The sequence below is a fragment of the Nocardiopsis sp. LOL_012 genome, from assembly GCF_048060475.1.
Lineage (GTDB): Bacteria > Actinomycetota > Actinomycetes > Streptosporangiales > Streptosporangiaceae > Nocardiopsis.
Window position 1 is genome coordinate 13814 of sequence record NZ_JBHMIV010000003.1, and the last position, 22990, is coordinate 36803.

A 22990-nucleotide genomic window follows, 5' to 3' on the forward strand; every position below is an offset into this window, starting at 1 on the left:
ATGCTGCTTCTCGAAGGGCGACTCGAACCGCTCCGCGGTGAGCTGAACGGGACGCTCGCCGCCCAGTGGCGCCGACTGTACGAACAGTGCGACTGGTACCGCCGACAGTCGCCGCCCACGGAGCACCCCGAGGCGAGCATCACCTACTTCGGGCCCGCCGCCGCCAACCTGGCACTCGCCTATCGGCTCACCGGACAGCGCGGCTATCTGGAGGAGGCATGGCGCTGGATCTCGACCTGCGTCGCCTTCCCCCACTGGGGCCGAGCCCACATGCCGGACCACGACCTGGACGCGGGATGGCTGCTGCACGGCCTCTCGCTCGCCTACTCCTGGCTGGGTGAGGACCTGGAGCCGGAACGGCGAGACACCCTGCGGGCCAAACTGGAACTCCAGGGAGAGCGGCTCCACTCGTACGCGGAGGAAACCACCGGCAGCTGGTGGTCGAGCGCCTACTGGCAGAACCACAACTGGATCTGCTGGACCGGTATCGCCACAGCGGGCTACGCACTAGGGCGTTCCGAGTGGACCAAAGCGGCCCGGGCGAATCTGGAGACGGTCCTGAGGATGCTGCCCGAGGACGGTTCGGACTCGGAGGGGGTCGTCTACTGGCGGTACGGTGTGCCGTGGCTCGCCATCCACACCGACCTCGTGCAGCGGCAGGAGGGGGCCGACCTCTGGTCGGTGGGCGGCTTCCTGCGCAACACCACGCACTGGCGCCTGCACCAGAGCGCGCCGGGTTTCGGGGAGAACATCGACCACGGCGACTGCCACGACCGGCGCAGCGGGCACAGCGTCGCCCTCTACTACCGCTTGGCCTCTGCCTACCGCGACAGCACGGCGCAGTGGCTGGGCGACCTGGTCGCGGAACGCCACTTCTGGCGCGAGGCGTACGAGTCGGGTGTGCGCCCCGGTGTCATGCCCGAAGCCTTCCTCGAACTGCTCTGGTACGACCCGGGGGTCGTGCCCGTCGCCCCCCACCAGGAACCCCTCACCGCGTACTTCCCAGACCTCGGGCAGATCACGGCGCGTACGGGCTGGGACAGCGCTGCCACCTGTGTCAGCTTCAAAGCCGCGCCCGGTGGCGGCCACCGCGCCTGGGAGGAGGGACACCGGCTGAAAGCCGCAGGCGGGTGGGACGCCATGAGCGCGGGCCACCACCACCCCGACGCCGGAGCCTTCGTCCTGCACTCGCACGGCTCCTTCCTCGCGGTCGACGAGGGATACAGCAACCAGAAGCGTGCCGCGCACCACAACCTGATCCTGGTAGACGGCCAGGGGTGGGCGGACGAGGGCCGTTACCACGTGTACGAAGGCCTGCCGTACGAGCGACGGGCAAGCGTACGGGACGTGCTCGCGGAGGGCGGATTCGCCCATGCCACGTCGGAATCCGCAGCGATGTTCTCCGAACGGCTGGGGGTGCGACGCCTCGACCGTACTCTGGTGGTGACTCCGCGCGGGCGTGTCGTCATCCTCGACGAGCTCGAGGCCGACTCCCCGCGCGAGTGGACCTACCTGCTGCACACCGACTGGCCCGCCTCCCAGCTGGACCCGGACGGCTGGCGGTTGGAGTCGGGGCCCGCAAGCGCGCGGCTCACCCGGCTTCTACCCACGGACGCCGATGCGGCTCAGGAGCGCACCGATGTGGAGGCGAACCCCACATCCAGCACCCCGAGCCTCAAGGTCAGCAAGACGATGCATACCCTGCGGCTCACCACCGCCAGGACCCGCAATGCCAGGTTCCTGACCGTCCTCGAGAGCACGGGGGCGCTCGACCCACAGCCCGGCCCCGCTGTTCTCCTGCCCTCGGACCAGGGGCACGCAGTGTCCGTCGGTGAGGGCGCCGAGAGCGAGCTCGTGCTCCTCGCCCCGAGCACGGGGGCCATCGAGACGGAGCGCGTACACGCCGACGCGGCGGCGGTTCTCCTCTCCGGAACACAGATCGCGACCGTACGGGCGCGCAGCATCGAGCTCGACGGCAGTAACAGGCTGCGGGCCGACCAGCCTTTCACGGGCCTGCTGAGTATCTGACCGACTGAGAACCGGGAGTACGTCATGAAGGGCTGGGAACGCGGTGCACTGCGGGCGATGGAGTTCGTCGCACAGCCAGCGCTGGCAGGCGCCGCGTTCTGCCTGCTGGCCCTGGGAATCCTCACCTGGCTCCCGGCGCTGGCAGCCGCTGGAAGCGCGTTGCAGGACTGGCGGAGCGAAGGGGGCGGACGTCCCTTCACCGGAACGCTGCGTGCCTTCCCCCGGCTCTGGCGCGCCCTGTGGCGAGAGAGTCTCATCGCCACCGCCGTGCTCGCCGTCCTCGCCCTGAACTGCCTCTTTCTCCTGGACACGCGAAGTGCGACGGGCCTGTTGCTGTTCCCCGTCCAGGTGGGACTGATGGCCGCGACGGCGGTGTACACCCTGTCGCTGGCCGCCGTCAGCGCGGTCGGCACGGATGAAGATCCACGCCGCAGGGCGGCCGTCCTGGCCTTCGGTTCGCCGCGGCGAACCGTCGTCCTGTTGCTCGTCGCCGTACTCGCTCCGTTCGCCGTGCTGCCGATCCCCCTGGGACCTCTGTTGTTCGGCCCCACCCTTCCCCTGCTCCTGGCCCTCTCCCTGCTCACACCTGCGGCTTCGAGGAGACCGGTATGAGAGTCACCCACCGCGGCGCTGCGTTGGGCGCCTTACTGGCGGCGGCGGTTCCCGCCGCGTCCGCCGTCGCCCAGGGCTCCGGCACCAGCCACGACAACTGGTTCCACCACAACCTGGTCAACACCCGGGGCGACGAGTGCGTGGACACCAAGGAGAACTCCGCCGCGAACCTGGTGGAGAGCAACGACTGCACGGGGCGGCGCGACCCCGGCACACACATCAGCGGCACCCCCTTCCGTGCCGACCACTCCCACGAAAACCTCGGCGCCGAGGTCCGAGTGGACGGCGACATCCCCGATGGAGGCATCCGCAACGACACCGAGGGCAACGCCCTCCCCTTCAACTCTGCAGGGGCGTCAAGTTCGAAGCCACCCCGCAGAGCCAGGTGCGCGACAGCACCCTGGCAGGCAACACCGACGGTGACGCGACAGGAACCTGTGGACACGGTTGCGCCCCGTCGCACACCTCATGACCCAACCCCCCACAACACCCGACACAACCAACAGTAAGGAAACAGCTGACATGCGCCTCACACGCAAGCGCACGCTCACCATGGCCGCCGTGGCCGCACTCTCCACCCTCACGGCACTGACCGCGCCCATCGTCGCCCCCGACGCCGCGGCCGCGGCTGCCCCGTGCGACTACCCCGCCCAGCAGCTCAACCTCACCAACTGGAAGGAGACCCTGCCGACCGGGCCCTCCGGCTCGCCGACCGAGATCAAGCAGCCCGCGCTCGCCACGTACTCCTCGGACCCCTGGTTCAGGGTGAATGACAGGTGCACCGGCGTGCAGTTCCGCTCCCCCGTCAACGGCGTGACCACGCCGAACTCCAGCTACGCGCGCTCCGAACTGCGCGAGATGACCAACAACGGCACAGAGAGAGCGTCCTGGTCGGCCACCTCGGGGACCCACACCCTCACCTTTAGGGAGGCGTTCAACAAGCTCCCCAACACCAAGCCGCACGTCGTCGGCGCGCAGATCCACGGCTCCGACGACGACATCACGGCTTTCCGCCTGGAAGGCTCCAACCTCTACATCACCAAGGGCAACGACACCCACCACAAGCTCGTGACCAGCAACTACAACCTGCACACGGTCTTCGAGGGCAAGTACGTCGTCAGCAACGGCCAGATCAAGGTCTACTACAACGGCGTCCTCCAGACGACCATCTCACACACCGGGTCCGGCAACTACTTCAAGGTCGGCGCCTACACCCAGGCCAACTGCGGCAACTCCTCGCCGTGCAGCAGCTCCAACTACGGCCAGGTGAGCGTCTACGCCCTGAAGGTCACCCACTCCTGATGAAAGGGGGTGTCGGGCCTCGGACCAGGAGGCCCGGCACCTCTCAGCAGAGTACAACGGGCTGAACCGACCTCCCGCGCCGCCCTCGGGGCGCGGGAGGCGCGGGGTCACCGATCCCGCCTCTCCCCGGTACACACCGCCCGTACGAGGGCCGGCGCCCAAAGCAAAGCATCTGCCTCAGAACAGGACATGAAGCGGAAATGACCCGAGCTGACGACCCGGCGCCCGCGCGGCCGGAATGCCCGATCACCACGGAGATCACCTCCCGTGGGCTGATCGCGATCCTGCGCGCCCCCACCGCCGAGCACTTCCCCGTGATCGCCGACACGTTGCTCGCCGCCGGGATCCACGCCATCGAGATCACCCTCACCACTCACGGAGCCCTGCGGTGCATTCGTGAGCTCACGACCGCCTACGGCCAAGAGGCGGTCATCGGAGCGGGGACAGTCATGACCGCCGACCAAGCGCAGACCTGCATCGATGCCGGTGCCCGGTTCCTCGTCTCGCCGGTGTCGGCGCCCGAGGTCGCCCGAACGGCCCGCGCCGCGGGCGTAGCCGCCTACCCGGGCGCGCTCACACCCACCGAGATCAACGCCGCCGACCATACCGGCGCACCCGCCGTGAAACTCTTCCCCGCCTCGTCCGTCTCGCCCCGGTACGTCTCGGACCTGCGCGGTCCGCTTCCCGGTATCCCCCTCATCCCCACCGGCGGCATCTCCCTGACCGAAGTTCCGGCATGGACCGCGGCCGGGGTCGCCGCCGTGGGCCTGGGCACGCCCCTGGTCGGCGCGGCGGCGACGGAGGGCGCCGACGGCCGCCTCGCGGCCCGCTGCCGCCAAGCCCTCGCGGCTGTCTCCGAAGGCAGGGCCGCGCGGTGACACACTCCCGAGACACACCCGCGCCGCGGGCCAACGACGGCCTCATCACCTTCGGCGAGACCATGGGCCTGATCACCGCGCACACGGTCGGCACTCTGGAGTACGCGCGTGACTTCACCTTCGGTATCGGCGGTGCCGAGAGCAACGTGGCCATCGGTGCCGCGCGCCTGGGAGCCCCGGTTACCTGGATCGGCCGCGTGGGAGACGACGCGGCCGGAGATCTCGTCGGACGCCGTCTGAGGGCCGAAGGCATCCACACCATGGTGGTCCGGGACACCTCCTTCACCGGCCTCATGGTCCGCCACCGCCGCGCTGCCGCCGTGGTCCATGTCGACTACCACCGCGCCGGATCGGCCGGTTCCCGCCTCACATCGCGCGACATCCCGGTCGACACGATCCGACGGGCCGCGATCCTGCATCTCACCGGCATCACCCCGGCCCTCAGTGCCTCCGCCCTCCAGGCCGCCTGGGACGCGGTCGTCACGGCGAAGGCGCACGGTGTACTCGTCAGTATCGACGTGAACTACCGCAGCAAGCTCTGGGACAGAACCACGGCCCGGTGCGAGTTGCGACGGCTCGTCGCGGAGGCGGACATCGTCTTCGCCGGGATTGAGGAAGCCCAACTCGTCCTCGACTCAGAGGAGGACGCTCCCGATTCCCTGGCCGCGGGCCTGACGGCGACGGGGCCAGACGAGGCCGTCATAAAGACCGGAGCCCAGGGGTGCACCGCCCGCATCGACGGCGCGATCCACAAACAACCAGCGCTGTCCGTCCCTGTCGTCGACACCGTCGGTGCCGGCGACGCGTTCGTGGCCGGGTACCTGTCAGAACGTCTACGGGGAGCCGACATCCTCCAACGGCTCCGGACAGCCTGCGCCATGGGTGCCTACGCCGTGTCCGTTCCCGGCGACTGCGAACTGTTGCCGACCCGCGGCGAACTGGAGACCTTCCTGACGACCGGAGACGTCCTGCGATGAAAGGTGCGCCCGCGAAACCGTGCATCCCCTTGGCTCTGGCTGAGCCCATCAGCCCATCAGCCCATGCCCGGTGACCTTGCACAGGACAGTGTTCGCCGACTGGCAGTCGGTCCACTCGTGGGCCAGCCTGCCCGATGTCTGCCGCTTCCAGTCCTGGGGGCCGAATACCGAGGACCAGACCCGCGATTTCGTGAGAGCGGCGGTCGAAGCCTGGGAGCAGGAACCACCCCGGAGGCTGACCCATGCGGCACGCGCCGGGAACGCCGTTGTCGGCATGGGTGAGCTGCACGTCCGCAGTCACACACAACGCCAGGGTGAAATCTCCTACATCGTGCATCCGAGGCTGTGGGGCCGGGGAATCGGCACGGAAATCGGCCGCTCGCTGCTCTCGCTGGGCTTCGACGGGTGGGGGCTCCACAGGATTCGCGTTACGTGCGCCCCCGGAACCGGGGATCCGCCCGGGTGCTGACGAAACTCGGCATGACGTACGAGAGATACCACCGGCACACGGCCTTGATCCGAGACGGATGGCGGGACTCCCTGGTGTTCAGCACCATCGAGGACGAATGGCGGGCTGCGACCCGAAGCCGTGCCGACGCTGTCGCGGAGGGACTGCGCCCCCTCAGCCGGGTGCCATGCCAGGGGCCGCCCCACCCGGGGCGACCACGCCGGGGCGACTGCCCTGTGCCTGCGTCAACCATCCGGTCTGCCAGGTCAGCGGCCAAGAGGGCGGCGGCGTTGGCCCCTGCCGACTCCGGTGACAGGGCAGGTGACGCGCCAGTCCAAGAACTCGCCGGTGAGGTCCCCACCGGCACAGCCAGGGACAAGGCAGCCGGGATACCCGGCACGACGATCGCGATCGCCCCGCTCTAAAGGTGCTCGGACGTCATACGGCGCGCGTGTCCGACAAGCGTCGCCCGAGCGAGAGACCGCCACCCCGGCGACGAACCGGGCCGCCATGATCAGGATGTCGTCGCCGGAGAAGGCCGTCACACTGTTGGCGAGGGCGAACCCCGCCATGCCGGGCTGCCCACCAGGATCATCAAACAGATCCTCCCCTGTCTGGACAAGCCCCGGACGATCCACTTCTCCGACGCCGCACCCGAGATGCTCGCCAGCCTGGAGCGGGAGCGGGACCGCGTGACCCACCGCATCGAGTACCTCACCAACAACCGGGACGCGGTCTCCGAAGTACCTCGACGCGGTACGCGACCACCCCTCCCACGGGGTGTCCGAGCCGAGCGGCGTACCGGCCTCCCCCTGACCCGCCCGTACGGCGGTCCGCGCCGGGGCCGCCCCGCAGCCCCCAACGGTATGACTACGGTCACATCAAGGCCATGGACAGCGCTATCCGCCCTGGTTAATGTCGGTCGGACTCAACGCAGATCTCGCTTAGGAGCGTCAGTGCATCCGTTCCGCAGGGCGGCCGAGGCCGATGACATGATCACGATCAAGGCGATGCTCGCCAAGGGCGTGCACCTCCACACGCCCGTCGTGCTGCGCCCCTACGTGGGCAGGAAGATCACCGCGGCGATCCTGCGCCACGTCCCGCAGACCTTCAAGGAGCTCCGCTACGTGCGCGAGATCGTCAGCGCCGACGGCCGCGACCTGGTCCTGACCTTCACGACCAAGGTGAACGGTGTCCAGACGCACGGGGTCGACATCCTGCACTTCAACGACGAGGGGCTCATCGACGACTTCGAGATCACCGTACGCCCCCTGTCGGCCGCCACCGCCCTGGCCAGTGCCATGAGCGAGCAGTTCCACCAGATCAAGCGGGCGGCCGAGCTGGAGTAGGCCCCTCCTCGCGGTCCCCCGGGTCCGGGTGGGGCGGGCGGCGTCGTGCGACCCCATCAACCCGTTCCATGTTAAGTCATATGACTTAACGCGGGGCGGGCCGGATATGATCCACGTCCCACCGGTCCCACCATCACCGCCTTCGGGAGGCCGCATGCCGACGCTCCGATCGGACACCCCTCGCACCACGCTCCTCGACACCGCCGAACGCCTCTTCGCTGAGCAGGGGATCACCGCCGTGTCCGACCGCAAGGTGGCGGAGGAGGCGGGACAGCGCAACCACTCCGCGGTCGCCTACTACTTCCGCAACCGGGAAGGGCTGCTGCGCGCCCTCATCGAGCGGCAGACCTCCTCCCTGGATCCCGAGCGCCAAGCCCTCTTCGAAGCGTCCGACTCCCTGCTCGACGACGTGCGCAGCCTCGTCCTCCCCCTCACCGACGACCTCGCGTCCCTGCCCTTGCCCACCTACAGGGCGCGCTTCCTCGCCCGGGCCTTCCACAACCCCATCGCCTCCGGACTCACACGTGAGAGCGTGGACGTCAGCCCGGTGGCCCGCGCGATCGGCGCCTCGCTCCTGCGCCGGCTCGACCACCTCGACCCGGCGATCGCCAAGGGACGGCTCACCCTGATGACGCAGATGGTGCTGCACTCCTGCGCCGACGTGGAGCGCATGGCCGAGAGCAACAACACCGCCCCGCCCTGGCGCTCCGTCGGCCTCTTCCTCTGCGACGCCATCGCCGGGATGCTCCAGGCGCCCTCCAGCCAGTCCAGCCGCTACCCGGACCTCGACTGAGGCCACCACTCAGGGAGCGGCCGCGGCCTCCGGGCTCAGGTCCAGCCCGCGCAGCGTCTGCGCGTTGAGCGCGACGACGACCGTCGACAGCGACATCGCCGCCGCACCGACCGCCATCGGCAGGACGAAGCCGACCGGGGCGAGCACACCGGCGGCCAACGGCACCGCGACCAGGTTGTACCCGGCCGCCCACCACAGGTTCTGCTTCATCTTCCGGTAGGCGGCCCGGGAGAGCCGGAGTACCGACAGCACCGCCCGGGGATCGTCGCCGGCCAGGACCACCCCGGCCGAGGCGATCGCCACGTCGGTTCCCGCGCCGATCGCCAGTCCGACGTCGGCCCGCGCGAGCGCCGGGGCGTCGTTGACGCCGTCGCCCACCATCGCCACGCGGCGCCCCTCGTCCTGCAGCCCGGCCACCTTCGCGCCCTTGTCCTCGGGGCGGACCCCGGAGAACACCTCGTCGATCCCCAGGTCCTCGGCGACCGCGCGGGCCACGGGTTCGGCGTCCCCGGTGACCATCACGACCCCGGTACCGCGATCCCGGAGTGCCCGCACGGCCTGGCGGGACTCCTCGCGGACCTCGTCGGCCAGGGCCAGTGCCCCGGCGGTCTCCCCGTCGGCCAGGACGTACAGGACGGTCGCTCCCCCCTCCCGCCACCGCACGGCGCCCTCGGGCTCGTCGGCCCCGTGTTCGCGGAGCATCCGGGGGCCGCCGACCCCGACCCGGGTACCGTCCACCTCGGCGGACACACCCACCCCCGCCGACGACCGGAAGCCCGAGGCGGACGGGACGTCGAGACCACGTTCACGCGCCTCCGCCACGATGGCGCGCGCGAGGGGGTGCTCGCTGTCTGCCTCGGCCGCGGCGGCCAGGGCGAGCAGACCGTCCTCTCCAGGGTCCGCCGCCACGACGCCCGTGACCACGGGCTCGCCCTTGGTCAGGGTTCCGGTCTTATCGAAGAGGACCGTGTCCACCGTCCGCATCCCCTCCAGTGCCAGCCTGTCCTTGACGAGGATCCCGGCCCCGGCGGCGCGCTCGGTGGCGATGGACACCACGAGGGGGATCGCGAGCCCGAGGGCGTGCGGGCAGGCGATGACGAGCACGGTGATCGCGCGGACCAGCGCGTCACCGGGGCCGGCGAGGACGGACCACATCGCGACCGTCGCCGTGGCGGCCGCCACGGCGAACCAGAAGAGCCAGGCGGCGGCACGGTCGGCCAGGCGCTGCGCCCGGGACGAGGAGTTCTGGGCCTCGTCGACCAGGCGCCGGATACCGGCGAGCGCGGTGTCGTCGCCGATGGCGGTGACCTCGACGCGCAGGGCGGTGTCGGTGGCGACGGTCCCCGCGACGACGTGGTCACCGGGGCCTCTGGGGACGGGGCGCGACTCCCCTGTGACCATCGACTCGTCGACGTCGGCGGTACCCTCCTCGACCGTACCGTCGGCGGGGACACGCTCTCCGGGCCGGACGACGACGGTGTCGCCGACGGCGAGGTCGGCCGGCGACACGGAGGCGGTACCGTCCCCGACCACCTTCTCCGCCTCGTCGGGCAGCAGTGCGGCCAGGGAGTCCAGTGCGGAGGAGGTCCTCGCCAGAGAGCGCATCTCGATCCAGTGCCCGAGGAGCATGATCACGACGAGGAGCGCCAGCTCCCACCAGAAGTCGAGGTCGTGGGGCAGGACGCCGAGGCTCGCCCCCAAGGAGGACAGGAAGGCGACGGTGATGGCGAGCGCGACCAGCAGCATCATGCCGGGCTGGAGCGAACGGAGTTCGCCGACCGCACCGGAGAGGAAGGGCCACCCGCCCCAGAGGTACATCACGGTGCCGGCCACGGGGGAGATCCACTCCGCTCCGGGCAGGTCGGGCACGGAGTAGCCGAGCAGGGCGGCGAACATCCCGTTCGCCAGAACCGTCGGCACCGCAAGGACCAGCATGGTCCAGAAGAGGCGGCGGAAGCGGGCGACATGACCGTCGTGATCCGAGTCGCGGGTGCGGCCTGCGTGCTCCGAGTGCGTGACCATGAGGCCAACATACCCTTGAGGGGTATATTTGCACGGGTTTCAGCGTGCCGCTCCTCACTCCCGCTTCCTCCACCGGTGTCCCGGACCGGCGGACCGCCGTCGGCGCACCGTCTCCACCGTTTCGGGGGAACCGGCACGCGGCCTGGACGCGTCTCCTACCGTTGAGCCACCCAGTCGCCGAGGAGCCGCCATGCCGGAAGCCCCGATCACCCGCCGCGCCGCCCTCCTCGTCGGGGGCGGAATCCTGGCCGGGGTGCTTCCAGGGGCGTCCGCGCCCCTCACCGTGTGGGACGCCGCGGTGGTCGGCGCCGGGGTGTCGGGGCTCTCAGCGGCGCGCAACCTCATGGACCACGGCCTGCGCGTGGTCGTCCTGGAGGCACGCGACCGGATCGGCGGCCAGTTGTACACCGACCACCGCGTCTTCGGGTCGGTCCCGGTGGAGCTGGGCGCCGGGCTCATCCACGGCAGGGACGCCTCGACTTGGGAACTGGTCGCGCTCACCGGGGCGGACACCGTGCCCGTCCCCCGGGAGGGCACGGCGGGCACGACACTCGTCCTGGGCTCCGCACCGCACCCGTACGAGAGCGCCGCCGCCTACCTGCGGCGACTGGGCGTTCCCGAACGGGACTGGCCTCCGGTGGCCTCCGACAGCGAGCCCCTGCACCGGTGGAGCGCCACCTGGATGTATGAGCGGGGACACTTCGACTGGTGGGCCTCGCCCCGCCGGGACTTCCGGGTCGTGGGCGGCTACGACAGGCTCCTCCCCCCGATCTCCGATGGGGTGCCCGTCGCGCTCCGCAGCCCGGTCCGCGTGGTGCGCCGCTCGCGCCCGGGCGTGGAGCTGCTGGTGGAGACCCCGGCGGCCCGCTGGACCGTGCACGCCCGGACCTGCGTCGTGGCCCTGCCGATCGGGGTGCTGAAGGCGGGGACGGTCCGGTTCGAGCCCGCCCTGCCGCGGTCCCACCGGGACGCGGTCGACGCCCTCGACAGCGCCGACGTGGCCAAACTCCTCTACGCGTTCGACCACCCCGTGCTCTCTGGCGCGACCGTCCCCGCCTCGGGGAGGGCCGACATGGCCTTCTCCGGCGTCGGCGGCGCGGAGCCCGGCGGGCCGGAGGTCGTCACGGTGTGGGCCGCGGGAGCGAGCGCCCGCGCGCTGCTCTCGCTGGACCGGAGGCGGAGGTTCGCGGAGGGGCTGCGTCTGCTGGGCCGGGCGGTCGGCGAGCGCGGCCTCTCGCCCGTGCGCCGGGCCACCCACGACTGGTCCACCGATCCCTGCAGCCGGGGCGCCTACCTCCACGTTCCGCCCGGGGCCCACGACGCGCCGACCGCGCTCGCCGCGTCCGTGGACGGGGCCGTGCGCTTCGTCGGCGAGGCGACCACGGGTGAGAACACCGTCGACGGGGCCTACGACCACGGCTACGACGCCACCGACCTGCTACTGGAACGGGACGGATGGCGCTGACGGCGCCGCCCCGCCCGCTGTGATCCACTGTGTCTTGACCGGTGGGCCCCTCGGCGGGCTTTCCGTGACAGTGACGGAACAGATCGAGACAGGAGGCGCCGATGACCGACCGCGCGTACGTGATCGCAGGATCGGAGGCCACCGGCGGCGCCGGTATCCAGGCCGACCTCAAGGCCTTCCAGGAACTGGGCGTCTACGGGATGGGGACGATCACGTGCATCGTCTCCTTCGACCCGAACAACGACTGGGGGCACCGCTTCGTCCCGGTCGACCCGGGCGTCATCGCCGACCAGATCGAGGCGGCGACCTCCTGCCACGACGTCGACGTGGTGAAGATCGGCATGCTCGGCACGCCCGACACCATCGACGTGGTCGCCGGGGCGCTGGCCGCCCGGCCGTGGCGCCACGTGGTCCTCGACCCGGTCCTGATCTGCAAGGGCCAGGAGCCCGGCGCCGCCCTGGACACCGACAAGGCGCTCACCGAGAAGGTCATCCCCCTGGCCACGGTCATCACGCCCAACCACTTCGAGTCCCGGACGCTCTCGGGAATGGAGTCCATCGACACGGTCGAGGACCTCGTGGAGGCCGCCAGGCGCATCCACGCGCTCGGGCCGCGGCACGTCGTGGCCAAGGGCGGCGTGGAACTGCCCGGACCGGACGCGGTGGACGTGTACTTCGACGGCGAGGAGGCCACCGTCCTGCGCTCACCGAAGATCGGCGAGGAGCGGGTGAGCGGCGCGGGCTGCACGTTCGCGGCGGCGATCACCGCGGAACTGGCCAAGGGCGGAGGTGTGGGCGAGGCGGTGGCCAGGGCCAAGGAGATGGTCCGCGCCGGCATCTCCGCACGGCTGGTCACCCGCGCCCCGTTCGCCTCGGTGGTGCCCCTGGCCCCCTAGATGGGCTGTTGCACCTTCGCCGGCTCCGCCCGCCACCGCCCGCGGAGGTGCCTGGGGGAGGGCGGCGGGGCGCGCCCTCCCTCAGACCGTGTCGCCCAGCGACAGCAGGAGTTTGCGCAGCAGGTCGGCGAGCTGTTCGCGCTCCTTCTCGTCGAGCCCGGCGAGGAGGCCGCGCTGGTTGGCCACGTGGTGGACCACGGCCCGGTCGATGAGCTCCAGCCCCTCCGGTGCGAGGGTCACCAGGGTCCGCCGCCGGTTGGCCGGATCGGTCTCACGGGTGACCAGCCCCCGCGAGACCAGTCGGTCCACGCGGTGGGTCATCGCCGCCGAACCCACCATCATCATGCCGACCAGTTCCTTGGGCGTCAGGGAGTAGGGCTCCCCGGACCGGCGCAGGGTGGCCAGCACGTCGAACTCCCAGGCCTCCAGGCCCTCTTCGGCGAGGCCGCCCTCGACGGCGCGGCCGACCACCCGGGACGCCCGGCTGAGCCGCCCGACGACCCCCATCGAGGACACGTCCAGATCGGGGCGCTGGCGTTCCCACTGGCTGAGGAGAAGGTCGACGACGTCGTTCACCCGACCGATGATAGTGCCGCGCCCTTGACCGGACGGAGCCCCGCACCTTAACCTTTCGATATCGAACAATTCGACATCGAAAGATTAGGCATCGAAATGACCGCCCGCCCCGAGGCCTCCCCGCGCTCCCCGGCCCCTGGACGGCCACGATGAACCGCGGCCGAGCCGTCCTCGACCCCCTGATCACCCTCGTCGCACCGGTCGTGTGGGGCAGCACCTACATCGTCACCACCGAACTCCTGCCGCCCGACCGCCCCCTGCTGGCGGCCGCCGTGCGCTCCCTGCCCACCGGGCTGGTCCTCCTCGCCTTCTGCCGGGTCCTGCCGCGCGGAGTGTGGTGGTGGCGCGCCCTGGTCCTGGGCACCCTCAACATGGGCGCCTTCTTCTACCTGCTCTTCGTCGCCGCCTACCTGCTGCCCGGCGGGATCGCGGCCCTCGTCATGTCGGTCCAGCCGATGTTCGTCCTGGTGCTCGCCGCACTCGTCCTAGGCAGCAGGATCCGGCCGGCCCACGTGGCGGCCTGCGCGCTGGGCGCCACGGGCGTGGGCCTGCTCGTCACGGGACCGGAGGCCGCGCTGAACCCGGCGGGTGTCCTGGCCGGGCTCGCCGCCGCGGCCTGCATGGCAGGCGGGATCGTCCTCACCAAGCGCTGGGGGCGCCCGGACGGGGTGGGTCTGCTGACGATGACCGGATGGCAGTTGACCGTGGCGGGTCTGATGCTCGCCCCGGCAGCCCTGGCGGTGGAAGGGCTCCCCGACCGGGTCACCGGGGCCAACCTCGCGGGGTTCGCCTACCTCGGCGTGATCGGCACCCTGGTCTCCTATGCCCTGTGGTTCCGCGGTGTCGAGCGCCTGCCCGCCCCGACCGTGTCCTTCCTGGCCTTCGGCAGCCCCCTGGCCGCGGTGTTCCTCGGGTGGGCGGTCCTGGGCCAGGGGCTCTCCCCGGTCCAGGCCTGCGGTGCCCTGCTCGCGGTGGCCGCGGTGGTACTGGCCCAGTTCGCGGCCCCGGACCCGCCGAAGCGGCGTTCCGGCCACCGCTCCCCCGGTGGGACGCACCGCGTCCGGCCGCCGACCTGAGCCGCTCCCCCGGTGAAGCGCTCCCGACTCCGGCTGTGGGAGCGCTTCCATGGACAATGGCAGGGCCACGGACACGAAGGAGTGAAACACCATGGGTCTCAGGTTCGGACTGCTGGGCACGGGCTACTGGGCGAAGGAGACACAGGCCGCCGCCCTGGCCGAGCACCCCGAGGCGGTCCTCGCCGGGGTGTGGGGGCGCGACCCCGCCAAGGCGGCGGCGCTCGCCGACCGCTACGGCACACGCGCCCACGACGACGTCGACGCGCTGCTGGCCGACGTGGACGCCGTGGCGATCGCCCTGCCACCCCACATCCAGGGGAACCTGGCGCTGCGCGCGGCCCGGGCGGGCAAGCACCTGCTGCTGGACAAGCCGGTGTCCCTGTCCACCGCGGTCGCCGACGACCTGGTCCGGGAGACGGACGCACGGGGCCTGGCCTCGGTGGTCTTCTTCACCAACCGGTTCTCCGACGGCATCGACGCCTTCGTGCGCGGTGCCGCGGCCGAGGGCGGCTGGCACGGGGCCCGCGCGACGCTGTTCGGTTCGATCTTCCAACCCGGCAACCCCTTCGGCGCCTCCCCGTGGCGCAAGGAGAAGGGCGGCCTGTGGGACGTGGGCCCGCACCTGTTGTCGGTCGTCGTCCCCGTGCTCGGTGAGGTGGAGGAGGTGACGGCGGTCCAGGGCCCCAGGGACACCGTGCACGCGCTCACCCGGCACCGCGGCGGTGCCGTCGGATCGCTCGCGATGACCCTGGACGCCCCGGACGACGCGCAGACCTTCGAGGTGGTCCTCCACGGGGAGCGGGGCTGGCGGTCCCTTCCCGACGGGGACCGCACGCCGGTCGAGGCGTTCGGGGCCGCGGTCGACCGCCTGCTGGACCAGGTCGCCCACGGCCCCGGCGACCCGTGCGACGTGCGGTTCGGCCGGGACGTGGTCGCGGTGCTGGAGGCCGCGGAACGGTCCGTGCGTACCGGCCGGGCCGTGCGCGTGGCCCGCACCGGACCCGCGGCCTGAACCCGCGACCGCCTCAGGGCGTCTTGCCCTTCTTGGAGTACACGCCGTCGGCCACGTAGACGATGGCCGCCGCGACGAGTACCTGGACGATGACCACCCACCACCACGCGGACGAGATGAGGCTGGCGAGGAATCCGCCGACGAAGGCGGCGACGATACCCAGCAGAAGGGTCAGCCAGATCGGCAGGTGCTGCTTGCCCGGGACGACGAGACGGCCCAGGGCTCCGATGATCAGACCGATGACGAGCGCACTGATGATTCCGGTGATCTCCACGGGTTCCTCCCTACGATCGGCCTCTCTGCCTCGTTCCCGTGGTTCCCGGAACGGACACGGCCGACACGCCGCCCGGAGCCGACTCTTGGTGAGGCCTTGGTGAACGGATGGTGGTGCGGGGGCGGGCTCGGCCGCCCCGGCCCGGGGCCGGTGCGAGGAACGGCTCGGACGTCTGCTGGACCGCACGCGCTGACGCCGCCACGCGCTCAGGTGTCGTCCATGGCCTCGCGCAGGTCGTGCAGGATGTCGATCACCATGGGCCGCAGCGACGGCCGGATGGCGTCGTACATCCTGCGCTGCCTGGCCTCCAGGGCGCGGCGGCGCACGGCGAGGACCCGCTCCCCCTCCTCGGTGATTCCCACGACCGTGCTGCGCTCGTCGCGCGCGGACCGTCGGCGCGCCACCATGCCCTTGCGTTCGAGCTGTTGGATCATGCGTGTGGCGGAGGGGGAGGAGACGCCGACACACCGGGCCACGGAGCCGACGCTCGGTTCGACGAGTCCGCGCACGGCCTCCATGAGGAGCACCTGTGTGAGGGTGAGCTCCCCGTGGGACTGGCCGCTGCGGGTGCGTGCGTGTATCGCCGCGTTGATCAGCTCGGTCCACGCCCGCCGGAACTCCGTGAGCTCGGCGTCGTGGGGAGGGGGGACCGGCGGCACCGCTTGGGGGTCGGTTGTCTCGTCAGGCACGAAACAATCCTCGCTGACTCGGTGTGCGCCGCGCACCGTGGCCGCGCGGTGATTTGACTGTTATGTAGTCTAGCTATTAAATAGCCTAGGTAATTATTTTCGCGCCCCCCGCCGAGCCTTCAGCAGTGGCGCCCCGCACCCGGCCCACGCCGCACGCGGAGCCCGTGCCCGGGACTCACGGCGCGCTCCGGCCACAGCCGTCACCGCCCCGTCGGGGAGGAGCGTCTTGACCATCGCCCTGATCGCGCACTTCGCCGCCGCGGCACTGGCGCCCCTGCTCGTGCGCCGATGGGGCCGGAACGCCTTCCTCGCGCTGGCCCTCGTTCCGGGCGCCACCGCGCTCTGGGCGCTCTCGCTCGTCCCCTCCGTCGCACGCGGTGGGACGTTCACGGTCTCCACCGCGTGGGCGCCGCAGTTCTCCCTGCGGCTGGGCCTGCACATGGACGCGCTCGGGCTGGTGATGACCCTCGTCGCCACCGGTGTCGGCGCACTCGTCCTCGCCTACTGCGCGCGCTACTTCACCGACGCCGAACCCGGGCTGGGGCGGTTCGCCGGGGTGTTCACCGCCTTCGCCGCGACCATGCTCGGCCTGGTCCTGGCCGACGACCTCATCCAGCTCTTCGTCTACTGGGAGCTGACCACGGTCTTCTCCTACCTGCTCATCGGGCACAGCACGGAGCAGAAGGAGAGCCGCCGCGCCGCCATGACCGCTCTGACGGTCACCACCGCCGGCGGCCTCACCATGTTCGTCGGCATCGTCGTCCTGGGGCTGTCCGCGGGCACCTTCGTGCTCTCCGAACTCGTCGCCTCACCGCCCGGCGGCACGGCGGTGAACATCGCGCTGGTGCTCGTGATGGTCGGCGCCATGTCCAAGTCGGCGCTGTTCCCATTCAGCCTGTGGCTCCCCGCCGCCATGCGCGCCCCCACCCCGGTCTCCGCCTACCTGCACGCCGCCGCGATGGTCAAGGCCGGGGTCTACCTGGTCGCCCGCCTCACCCCCGCCTTCCACGACGTCCCCGCCTGGCAGTGGACGGCCGTGGTTTTCGGGCTGGCCACGATGGTGCTCGGCGGCTGGAAGGCCCTGCGCCAGTTCGACCTCAAGCTCGTCCTGGCCTACGGCACCATCAGCCAGCTCGGCTTCCTCGTGGTGCTGATGGGCGCCGGGACGCGCGCGGCCGCGCTCGCCGGGATCGCGGCCCTGCTCGCCCACTCCCTGTTCAAGTCCGCCCTGTTCCTCGTGGTCGGCGTGATCGACCACACGACAGGCACCCGGGACCTGCGCGAGCTGTCCGGACTGCGCACCTCCTCCCCCACCGTCCTGTGGATCTCCGTCGCGGCGCTGGCGTCGATGGCGGGCCTGCCGCCCTTCCTCGGCTTCGCCGCCAAGGAGCTGGCCTTCGGAGCGTTCACCGGCGGGGGCACCGCGGACACCGCCGTCCTGGTCGGCCTGGTCGCCGGCTCGATCCTCACCGTCGCCTACAGCCTGCGCTTCCTGTGGGGCGCCTTCGCGGTGAAGGAGGGCGTTCCCGAGACCCCCGTGCACCCCGCCGGTGCGCTGTTCCTGTCCCCCGCGGCGGTCCTGGCCGCGCTCGGCCTCCTGGGCGGGGTGTGCTCGGGGCTCATGGACCCGCTCCTGGCCGTGTACGCCGACACCGTCCCCCTGGCACCGGGGGCCCACGCGACCCACCTCACGCTGTGGCACGGGTTCGGGGCACCGCTGCTGCTGTCCGCACTGTGCCTGCTCCTGGGGTACGCGATGCATGCCGCGCGCCACCGCGTGGTGTGGCTGAGCGCGCGCACGGCCCTCGTCGACCCCGACCGCGTCTACCGCCGGATGCTCGCGGGCCTGGACGACCTCGCCCTCCAGGTCACCGGCCGCACACAGCGCGGTTCGCTGCCGGTCTACCTCGGCACGATCCTGGTCAGCGTCGTGGCCGTGTCGGGGTGGCCGATCATCAGCGGCCGCCTGTGGGAGCTGCCCGCACCGCCCGTGCGCGCGATGGACACCCCGGTACAGCTCATTCCGGCGGCCATCATCGTCCTCACCTGCCTGTCCGCCCTGTTCGTACGGCGCCGCCTGTTCGCGGTCGTCCTGGTGGGCATGACCGGCTACGGGTGTGCGGTGCTGTTCTTCCTCCAGGGCGCGCCGGACCTCGCGCTCACCCAGTTCCTCGTGGAGACGGTGAGCATCCTCGTCTTCGTCCTGGTCCTGCGCCGCCTGCCCGCCCGCTTCTCCACCCCGGCGCTGCGCGGGCGCCGCATGTGGAACCTGCTGATCGGTGTGGCCACCGGGGCACTCGTCGCCAGCATGACCTACTTCACGCTCGCCGGGCGCCGGGACGAGACCGTCTCCGGCGGCTTCGCGCACCTGGCCGAGGAGGTGGGCGGGGAGAACATCGTGGCCGTCCTGCTGATCGACGTCCGCGTGTGGGACACCATGGGGGAGATCTCCGTCCTCGCCGCCGCGGCGGCGGGCGTCGCCAGCCTGATGTTCGTGCGGCGCCGCTCCCAGCCGCGGGTGAACCGCAGGACCCGGCCGCTGTCCCACACCACCCCTCCCCCGGCCCCGAGCGGCGGGGGGATCGACCTCGGCGGCCTCCGGACGGCACCGCGCTCGATGCACCTCAGGCCCGTTCCCGGACGCAAGTGGCTGCCCAGCGCCGGTGCCCTGCCCACGGAGCGGCGCTCCCTGATCTTCGAGGTCGTCTCCCGCTTCCTCTTCCCCGTGGTCATGGTGATCTCGGTGTACCTGCTGCTGACCGGGCACTCCGCGGTCGGCGGCGGGTTCGCCGGGGGGCTCCTGGCCGGGCTCGCCCTCACGGTCCGCTACCTCGCGGGGGGCCGGTTCGAGCTCTACGCGGCGGCCTGGCTCCAACCCGGCGCCCTCATCGGCACCGGCCTGGCCCTGTCCACCGGAACGGCCCTGGCCGGACCGTTCCTCGGCGAGGAGATCCTGTCCGGCGCGGCGCTGGACCTGCACATCCCGCTCATGGGACACCTGCACCTGACCTCCGGCCTGGTCTTCGACCTGGGGGTCTACCTGCTGGTGATCGGACTGGTCCTGGACATCCTGCGCAGCCTGGGCGCCCGTATCGACGAACAGGTGGAGCGGGACGCCACGCACGCCGCCGGGCGGGACCGGGGCGCGGAGACGGCGGAGGAGGTCACACCGTGAACGACACCCCGAGCCTGGTCCTGGTCCTCGTCGTCGGCGTCATGGTCGCGGTCGGCGTGGTGCTCCTGCTGGAGCGCAGCCTGACCCGCGTGCTCCTGGGGTTCGTCGTGCTGAGCAACGGCGTCAACCTGATGATCCTGGCCGTGGGCGGCGAGGCCGGAGGGCCGCCGATCCTGTGGCTGACCGAACCGGACCGGATGTACGACACCCTGCCCCAGGTGATGATCCTCACCGCTATCGTCATCACCCTCGGCGTCACCGCGTTCCTGCTCGCCATGGCCTACCGGAACTGGCAGTTGGAGGGTAACGACGAGGTGCAGGACGACGCCGAGGACCTGCGCATAGTCCGGGGCGAGGGCGCCCAGGCCGTCCGCAGGCGCTACCGGCGCGAACGCCACCGGTTGCAGGCCGACATCCGCGCCCAACGGGCCGAACTCCAGGCGACCATCGCCGCCGCCGACGCCCAGGAGTTGGCGGAGCAGGCCCGGATCAGGGCCGAGATCGCCGCGGCCCAGGCCGAGCTCGCCCGGATCGAGGCGGACACTGAGGAACGGGGGGCCGACGAGCGCTCCGAGGAGACGGTGCGCCGTCTGACCGACCGCACGCAGGACATGGTCGAACAGGTGGCGGAGCTGCGCAGGCGCATCCGTCAGGGGCGCAGGCGGCTGCGGGAGCACCGCCGCGCCGACCGCGCCGCCGAACGCGAGCTGTGGCGGGAGCTGCGCCGCCGGGTGCGCGCCCAGCGGCGGGAGGTGCGCCGGAGCATGAGGGCCGAGCGGGAACGCCTGGCACGCGCCGAGGACAGCGAACTGCTAGGGAACGACTGATGCTCGACGGACCCCTCTTCTCCGCCCTCGTCCACCACCTCGTCCCGCTGCCGGTGGTCCTGCCGCTGTTCGCCGCGGGGGTGAAACTGGCGCTCGGCGTCCGCAGGCCGCGCCTGCAACGGTGGATCAGCGTCGCCACGCTCACAGCGGTCCTGGCCATCGGCGTCCTGCTCATGCGCGGGGCCGACACCTTCGGTCCGCTGGCCGTGCAGTTGGGCGGCTTCGAGGCGCCGCTCGGGATCACCGTGGTGGCAGACCGGCTCTCCGCCCTGTTCGTGACGGTGTCGGCGGCCATCACCCTGGCCGTGCTCGTGTACTCCATCGGGCAGGGCATGGCGGGCAAGGCCGAGGTGGCGCCCCTGTCGGTGTACCAGCCCACCTACCTGATCCTGGTGGCCGGCGTCTCCAACGCCTTCCTGGCCGGAGACCTGTTCAACCTGTACGTGGGCTTCGAGATCCTGCTGACCGCCAGCTACGTGCTGCTGACCCTGGGCGGGACCCAGTCGCGGATGCGGGCGGGCGCGGTCTACGTGGTGGTGTCGCTGCTCTCCTCCGTACTGTTCCTCATCTCGATCGGGCTCGTCTACGGGGCGACGGGAACCGTGAACATGGCGCTGCTGGCCGAGCGGCTGTGGCACATCCCCGCCGAACTGCGGCTCGTGCTGGAGGTCCTGCTGGTCATCGCGTTCGCGGTCAAGGCTGCGGTGTTCCCGCTGTCGGCGTGGCTGCCGGACTCCTACCCGACCGCACCGGTCCCGGTCACGGCGGTGTTCGCCGGCCTGCTGACCAAGGTGGGCGTGTACGCGATCATCCGCACCGAGACACTGCTGTTCCCCATCACACACATCACCACGCTGCTGCTGTGGGTGGCGCTGGCCACGATGGTCATGGGCGCGCTGGGGGCCGTGGCGCAGAAGGACATCAAGCGGCTGCTGTCCTTCACCCTGGTCAGCCACATCGGGTACATGCTGTTCGGGGTCGCGCTGGGCACCGAGCTGGGGTTGGCCGGGGCGGTGTTCTACGTCGCGCACCACATCACCGTCCAGACCACGCTGTTCCTCATCACGGGGCTGATCGAGCGGCGCGGCGGGTCCACCTCGCTGGACGACCTCGGCGGGCTGGGGCGGATCGCACCGGTACTGGCCGTGCTGTTCTTCATCCCGGCGATGAGCCTGGGCGGCATCCCGCCGCTGTCCGGTTTCCTCGGCAAGCTCGGCCTCGTCCAGGCAGGTGTGCAGGAGGGGACGCCGATGGCCTACACGCTGGTCGTGGCGTCGATGGTCACGAGCCTGCTCACGCTCTACGTCATCGCGCGGGTGTGGAACTACGCGTTCTGGCGGGCCCCGGCCGAGGGCATGGTCGCCGAGCCCGGGACGGTGCTGGAGGAGAGCGAGGACGATTCGGAGGAGACCTCCACGTCCGCCTTCGGCCCGGAGGAGGCGGTCGGCCCCACCTCCCGGCTGGGCGGCGCGGAGACGGAGGCGGGCGCGCGCGTGGTCACCTCCGTGGTCCTGCCCCGGAGCATGACCGGCGCCACCATGGCCCTGGTCGCCATGGGGCTCTCGCTGACGGTGTTCGCGGGGCCGCTCATCGCCTACTCGTCCGAGGCCGCCGCCGACCTGACGGCCCGCACCCCCTACATCCACGCGGTTCTCGGAGGTGAGCGGTGACCTGGAGACGCACAGCCTCGCGCGGCCCCGAGCGGCTGCGGTCGCTGCGCCGCCGCCTGGGCAAGGTCGAACCGGTCTCGGTGGCGGGCATGGCACTCGTGTGGATGCTGCTGTTCAACGGCTTCCGGCCGCGCGAGGAGTCCCTGGGCCTCCTGGTGCTGGGGGTTCTGGTGTCGGTACTGATCATGGTGCTGTTCCCCCTGCCGCCGGTCGCCTCCGGGCTCCGGCTGCGGCCGTGGAACACGCTGCGCCTGGTCGGCCGCTTCTGCGCGGACCTGGTCAGGGCGAGCCTCCAGGTGAGCCGCCAGGTGTTCACCCCGGGGCCGCCCGTGCGCAGCTCGGTGATCGCGGTGCACCTGCGCAGCGACTCCGATCTGATGCTGGTGTGCACCTCGGTCCTGCTGTCGGTGATCCCCGGGAGCGTGGTGATCGAGGTCGGGCACCCGGAACGGGTGCTCTACCTGCACGTGCTGGGCGCGGTCGACCGCGAGGGGACCGAGCGGGCCCGCAGGATCGCACTGAACCTGGAGGAGCGGATCGTGCGGGCCATCGGCACGCGCCGCGACATCGCCGACCTGGAGGCCGCGACCCGGGGGGAGGGCCCGTGAGCGCCCTGTGGACGACCATCGCCGTACTGCTCGGGGTCGCCGCCCTGCTCGGTACGGCCCGGCTCATGCTGGGGCCCAGCATCCTCGACCGTGCTCTGTCGGTCGACGTGCTGATGGCCTCCTCCCTCACCGGGATCGGCGCCTACGCCGCGTTCAACCGCGACCCGTCGGTGCTGCCGATCCTCCTGGTGCTGTCCCTCGTCGGCTTCGTCAGCTCGATCGCCGTCTCGATGTTCGTGGTCCGCCGCCACCTCGACGGGCACCCGGAGGCGACCGGAACCGGTGGCGACGACGAGGGGAGGGCACCGTGAGC

22 protein-coding genes are annotated in these 22990 nt (G+C 71.3%); 18 read left to right on the forward strand and 4 right to left on the reverse strand.

Going from position 1 to position 22990, the window contains the following annotated elements:
• From ACFHWE_RS02655 to ACFHWE_RS02695, 9 genes are all read left to right on the forward strand, one after another.
• Complete coding sequence (locus ACFHWE_RS02655) at positions 1 to 2028, forward strand: hypothetical protein (RefSeq protein WP_416598927.1); 2028 nt, start codon at positions 1 to 3, stop codon at positions 2026 to 2028.
• Between the two features lie 24 nt (positions 2029 to 2052).
• Positions 2053 to 2640, forward strand: a complete 588-nt coding sequence (locus ACFHWE_RS02660; protein ID WP_416598928.1) for a hypothetical protein — start codon at positions 2053 to 2055, stop codon at positions 2638 to 2640.
• Positions 2637 to 3149, forward strand: coding sequence for a hypothetical protein (locus ACFHWE_RS02665; RefSeq protein ID WP_416598929.1), 513 nt, complete (start codon positions 2637 to 2639; stop codon positions 3147 to 3149). The genes ACFHWE_RS02660 and ACFHWE_RS02665 overlap by 4 nt, the downstream gene beginning before the upstream one ends.
• A 13-nt stretch (positions 3150 to 3162) precedes the next feature.
• Positions 3163 to 3942 carry a polysaccharide lyase family 7 protein gene (locus ACFHWE_RS02670; RefSeq protein ID WP_416598930.1) on the forward strand — a complete coding sequence of 260 codons (780 nt, stop codon included), beginning with the start codon at positions 3163 to 3165 and terminating at the stop codon, positions 3940 to 3942.
• A 200-nt stretch (positions 3943 to 4142) separates the two neighbouring features.
• Positions 4143 to 4820, forward strand: a complete 678-nt coding sequence (locus tag ACFHWE_RS02675) for a bifunctional 4-hydroxy-2-oxoglutarate aldolase/2-dehydro-3-deoxy-phosphogluconate aldolase (protein ID WP_416598931.1) — start codon at positions 4143 to 4145, stop codon at positions 4818 to 4820.
• Positions 4817 to 5797, forward strand: a complete 981-nt coding sequence (locus tag ACFHWE_RS02680; RefSeq protein ID WP_416598932.1) for a sugar kinase — start codon at positions 4817 to 4819, stop codon at positions 5795 to 5797. The genes ACFHWE_RS02675 and ACFHWE_RS02680 overlap by 4 nt, the downstream gene beginning before the upstream one ends.
• 70 nt (positions 5798 to 5867) lie before the next feature.
• Positions 5868 to 6266 carry a GNAT family N-acetyltransferase gene (locus tag ACFHWE_RS02685; RefSeq protein WP_416598933.1) on the forward strand — a complete coding sequence of 133 codons (399 nt, stop codon included), beginning with the start codon at positions 5868 to 5870 and terminating at the stop codon, positions 6264 to 6266.
• A gap of 935 nt (positions 6267 to 7201) precedes the next feature.
• Positions 7202 to 7594: a nuclear transport factor 2 family protein gene (locus tag ACFHWE_RS02690; protein WP_416598934.1), complete on the forward strand. Its 393-nt coding sequence runs from the start codon at positions 7202 to 7204 to the stop codon at positions 7592 to 7594.
• A 154-nt stretch (positions 7595 to 7748) separates the two neighbouring features.
• Positions 7749 to 8387, forward strand: coding sequence for a TetR/AcrR family transcriptional regulator (locus ACFHWE_RS02695; protein ID WP_416598935.1), 639 nt, complete (start codon positions 7749 to 7751; stop codon positions 8385 to 8387).
• Positions 8388 to 8396: 9 nt separating this feature from the next.
• Here the strand turns inward: ACFHWE_RS02695 and ACFHWE_RS02700 are convergent, their stop codons facing one another.
• Complete coding sequence (locus ACFHWE_RS02700) at positions 8397 to 10409, reverse strand: heavy metal translocating P-type ATPase (RefSeq protein ID WP_416598936.1); 2013 nt, start codon at positions 10407 to 10409, stop codon at positions 8397 to 8399.
• A gap of 190 nt (positions 10410 to 10599) precedes the next feature.
• Here ACFHWE_RS02700 and ACFHWE_RS02705 point away from each other — a divergent pair, with 190 nt between their 5' ends.
• Both ACFHWE_RS02705 and thiD read left to right on the forward strand, forming a co-directional pair.
• Positions 10600 to 11874, forward strand: a complete 1275-nt coding sequence (locus ACFHWE_RS02705) for a flavin monoamine oxidase family protein (protein ID WP_416598937.1) — start codon at positions 10600 to 10602, stop codon at positions 11872 to 11874.
• Between the two features lie 101 nt (positions 11875 to 11975).
• Entirely contained in the window at positions 11976 to 12770 is a 795-nt protein-coding gene (thiD, locus tag ACFHWE_RS02710; RefSeq protein ID WP_416598938.1) for a bifunctional hydroxymethylpyrimidine kinase/phosphomethylpyrimidine kinase, read from the forward strand.
• 81 nt (positions 12771 to 12851) lie between these two features.
• Here the strand turns inward: thiD and ACFHWE_RS02715 are convergent, their stop codons facing one another.
• Positions 12852 to 13346 carry a MarR family winged helix-turn-helix transcriptional regulator gene (locus tag ACFHWE_RS02715; protein WP_416598939.1) on the reverse strand — a complete coding sequence of 165 codons (495 nt, stop codon included), beginning with the start codon at positions 13344 to 13346 and terminating at the stop codon, positions 12852 to 12854.
• Between the two features lie 149 nt (positions 13347 to 13495).
• Here ACFHWE_RS02715 and ACFHWE_RS02720 point away from each other — a divergent pair, with 149 nt between their 5' ends.
• Positions 13496 to 14422: an EamA family transporter gene (locus ACFHWE_RS02720; RefSeq protein WP_416598940.1), complete on the forward strand. Its 927-nt coding sequence runs from the start codon at positions 13496 to 13498 to the stop codon at positions 14420 to 14422.
• Between the two features lie 91 nt (positions 14423 to 14513).
• Positions 14514 to 15434, forward strand: coding sequence for a Gfo/Idh/MocA family protein (locus ACFHWE_RS02725; protein ID WP_416598941.1), 921 nt, complete (start codon positions 14514 to 14516; stop codon positions 15432 to 15434).
• A 13-nt stretch (positions 15435 to 15447) separates the two neighbouring features.
• Here ACFHWE_RS02725 and ACFHWE_RS02730 read toward each other — a convergent pair whose 3' ends face one another.
• Positions 15448 to 15708 (reverse strand): GlsB/YeaQ/YmgE family stress response membrane protein, encoded by a 261-nt coding sequence (locus ACFHWE_RS02730; protein ID WP_416598942.1) that lies wholly within the window; start codon positions 15706 to 15708, stop codon positions 15448 to 15450.
• Positions 15709 to 15914: 206 nt separating this feature from the next.
• Positions 15915 to 16397 carry a MarR family winged helix-turn-helix transcriptional regulator gene (locus ACFHWE_RS02735; RefSeq protein ID WP_416598943.1) on the reverse strand — a complete coding sequence of 161 codons (483 nt, stop codon included), beginning with the start codon at positions 16395 to 16397 and terminating at the stop codon, positions 15915 to 15917.
• Positions 16398 to 16623: 226 nt separating this feature from the next.
• On the opposite strand from ACFHWE_RS02735, the gene ACFHWE_RS02740 reads away from it, so the two are divergent.
• The 5 genes from ACFHWE_RS02740 to ACFHWE_RS02760 are packed head-to-tail and all read left to right on the forward strand — an operon-like array spanning position 16624 to position 22988.
• On the forward strand, positions 16624 to 19572 hold the full coding sequence (locus tag ACFHWE_RS02740; RefSeq protein WP_416598944.1) for a Na+/H+ antiporter subunit A: 2949 nt from the start codon (positions 16624 to 16626) through the stop codon (positions 19570 to 19572).
• Entirely contained in the window at positions 19569 to 20399 is an 831-nt protein-coding gene (locus tag ACFHWE_RS02745; protein WP_416598945.1) for a Na(+)/H(+) antiporter subunit C, read from the forward strand. The genes ACFHWE_RS02740 and ACFHWE_RS02745 overlap by 4 nt, the downstream gene beginning before the upstream one ends.
• Positions 20399 to 22069 (forward strand): Na+/H+ antiporter subunit D, encoded by a 1671-nt coding sequence (locus ACFHWE_RS02750; protein ID WP_416598946.1) that lies wholly within the window; start codon positions 20399 to 20401, stop codon positions 22067 to 22069. Before ACFHWE_RS02745 ends, ACFHWE_RS02750 begins: the two co-directional genes overlap by 1 nt.
• Positions 22066 to 22677, forward strand: a complete 612-nt coding sequence (locus ACFHWE_RS02755; protein WP_416598947.1) for a Na+/H+ antiporter subunit E — start codon at positions 22066 to 22068, stop codon at positions 22675 to 22677. Before ACFHWE_RS02750 ends, ACFHWE_RS02755 begins: the two co-directional genes overlap by 4 nt.
• Positions 22674 to 22988 (forward strand): monovalent cation/H+ antiporter complex subunit F, encoded by a 315-nt coding sequence (locus ACFHWE_RS02760; protein ID WP_416598948.1) that lies wholly within the window; start codon positions 22674 to 22676, stop codon positions 22986 to 22988. Before ACFHWE_RS02755 ends, ACFHWE_RS02760 begins: the two co-directional genes overlap by 4 nt.
• Positions 22989 to 22990: the final 2 nt, after the last annotated feature.

Excerpts from the sequence above, each read along its gene's own strand:
- ACFHWE_RS02655 (WP_416598927.1), top strand. The coding sequence starts at position 1 with ATGCTGCTTCTCGAAGGGCGACTCGAACCGCTCCGCGGTGAGCTGAAC.
- ACFHWE_RS02660 (WP_416598928.1), top strand. The coding sequence starts at position 2,053 with ATGAAGGGCTGGGAACGCGGTGCACTGCGGGCGATGGAGTTCGTCGCA.
- ACFHWE_RS02665 (WP_416598929.1), top strand. The coding sequence starts at position 2,637 with ATGAGAGTCACCCACCGCGGCGCTGCGTTGGGCGCCTTACTGGCGGCG.
- ACFHWE_RS02670 (WP_416598930.1), top strand. The coding sequence starts at position 3,163 with ATGCGCCTCACACGCAAGCGCACGCTCACCATGGCCGCCGTGGCCGCA.
- ACFHWE_RS02675 (WP_416598931.1), top strand. The coding sequence starts at position 4,143 with ATGACCCGAGCTGACGACCCGGCGCCCGCGCGGCCGGAATGCCCGATC.
- ACFHWE_RS02695 (WP_416598935.1), top strand. The coding sequence starts at position 7,749 with ATGCCGACGCTCCGATCGGACACCCCTCGCACCACGCTCCTCGACACC.
- ACFHWE_RS02700 (WP_416598936.1), bottom strand. The coding sequence starts at position 10,409 with ATGGTCACGCACTCGGAGCACGCAGGCCGCACCCGCGACTCGGATCAC.
- ACFHWE_RS02705 (WP_416598937.1), top strand. The coding sequence starts at position 10,600 with ATGCCGGAAGCCCCGATCACCCGCCGCGCCGCCCTCCTCGTCGGGGGC.
- thiD (WP_416598938.1), top strand. The coding sequence starts at position 11,976 with ATGACCGACCGCGCGTACGTGATCGCAGGATCGGAGGCCACCGGCGGC.
- ACFHWE_RS02720 (WP_416598940.1), top strand. The coding sequence starts at position 13,496 with ATGAACCGCGGCCGAGCCGTCCTCGACCCCCTGATCACCCTCGTCGCA.
- ACFHWE_RS02725 (WP_416598941.1), top strand. The coding sequence starts at position 14,514 with ATGGGTCTCAGGTTCGGACTGCTGGGCACGGGCTACTGGGCGAAGGAG.
- ACFHWE_RS02750 (WP_416598946.1), top strand. The coding sequence starts at position 20,399 with ATGCTCGACGGACCCCTCTTCTCCGCCCTCGTCCACCACCTCGTCCCG.